At 40.6% G+C, this 1,706-nt stretch carries 1 protein-coding gene; it reads left to right on the top strand.

All coding sequences use genetic code 11. From position 1 onward, the window contains the following. Positions 1-148: 148 nt before the first annotated feature. A complete protein-coding gene (locus D0T84_RS22125) occupies positions 149-1,315 on the top strand; it encodes an AIR synthase related protein (RefSeq protein WP_163310081.1) in 1,167 nt (388 codons plus the stop codon). The last annotated feature ends 391 nt before the right edge of the window (positions 1,316-1,706 follow it).

The following is a 1,706-nucleotide window of genomic DNA, read 5'->3' as shown; positions in this document are numbered from 1 at the left end:
TAAGGAACCGCCACGTGCCGAACGGCATGCGTGGTGGTGTGAGAGGTCGGAAAATGAAATAGGAGGAAACTATTTCATTTTCCTCCTACTCGATTTTCCATATTGTCTCTATTTTATTAACTTTGCATCTTAAAATATATTCATAAAAATGAGTGATCAAAGATACAATCAGCGAGGCGTTTCCGCATCGAAAGAAGATGTGCACAATGCTATTAAAAACATTGACAAAGGCATATTTCCAAAAGCATTTTGCAAGATAATACCTGATATATTGGGCAACGATCCCGAATATTGCAACATTATGCATGCCGATGGCGCCGGAACGAAATCATCCCTTGCATATATGTATTGGAAAGAAACCGGCGATTTATCGGTATGGAAAGGTATTGCACAGGATGCCCTCATTATGAATATAGATGACCTGCTATGTGTGGGAGCAACAGACAATATCCTTTTGTCTTCCACCATTGGACGGAATAAGATGTTAATACCCGGAGAGGTAATATCGGCTATCATACAAGGCACGAATGATCTTTGTGAAGAATTGTCCCGGCTAGGAGTCAACATATACCCTACCGGAGGAGAAACTGCCGATGTGGGCGATCTGGTACGTACTATTATAGTGGACAGTACGGTTACATGCCGCATGAAAAGGTCTGATGTTATCTCAAACGATACGATACAGGACGGCGATGTTATTGTCGGACTTTCTTCGTACGGACAAGCTACTTATGAGAAAGAATATAATGGAGGAATGGGCAGCAATGGCTTAACATCCGCGCGTCATGATGTCTTTGCCAATTATCTGGCTTCGAAATATCCGGAAAGTTATGATTCATCCATTCCAGCAAATCTGGTTTATTCTGGTAAGATGAAGCTGACAGATAGTATTGACAAGTTGGGTATCGATGCCGGAAAGCTAGTGCTCTCCCCTACCCGCACCTATGCGCCAGTTATCAAACAAATCCTTGAAAAACTTCGTCCTGTCATACATGGCATGGTACATTGTTCAGGTGGCGCGCAAACAAAAGTCCTGCATTTTGTAGATAAGGTAAAAATTACCAAGAATAACATGTTCCATGTACCGCCTCTATTCAAACTGATACAGGAACAATCAGGAACCGATTGGAAGGAGATGTATAAGGTATTTAATATGGGACACCGTATGGAGATATACCTTTCGCCTGAATATGCGCAGCAGGTAATAGATATATCCAGATCATTTGGTATTGATGCGCAGGTTGTAGGTTTTGTAGAAAAATCGGACAAAACAGAACTATTGATTGACAGCGAGTTTGGAAGATTCGAATATTAAGAGCCTGTTTAAATTTTAGCGAAAATTTTTATTACAGGTTCTGGTCAATAGTTCTTAACATTTTTTTTATGCTCTTTTTAGCGTATTTTCGCCTTTTTACTTTTGGTTTAGCCCACTAATTAGCTCCGCTGACCGTTGGTTCTGCTAGCAAAAATGATAAAATCCATCTAAAAATAGCTATAAAAAAGATTTGCTATCAATACTGTCCTAAATAAAAATAGCATTTCCAAATGCCGGCTTGCAAATATGTTCAGGCGATGGTTCAGCTATATTCTGGAAAAAGGACCCCCTGCCGATATTCGGGAGCTGGTTCAGGAGGTTCAAGGAATGGATTGTCGAGCCAGTACTGCAAATCTATCTTTACGTACAGATTGAGCCTGATGAAAGCAAC

It is taken from the genome of Dysgonomonas sp. 521 (assembly GCF_010501055.1).
Classification (GTDB): Bacteria; Bacteroidota; Bacteroidia; order Bacteroidales; family Dysgonomonadaceae; genus Dysgonomonas.
This window is presented reverse-complemented; position numbering and strand designations above follow the sequence as displayed.

What these genes read in the sequence shown, in the direction of transcription:
- D0T84_RS22125 (WP_163310081.1), top strand. Translation starts at nt 149, where the DNA reads ATGAGTGATCAAAGATACAATCAGCGAGGCGTTTCCGCATCGAAAGAA.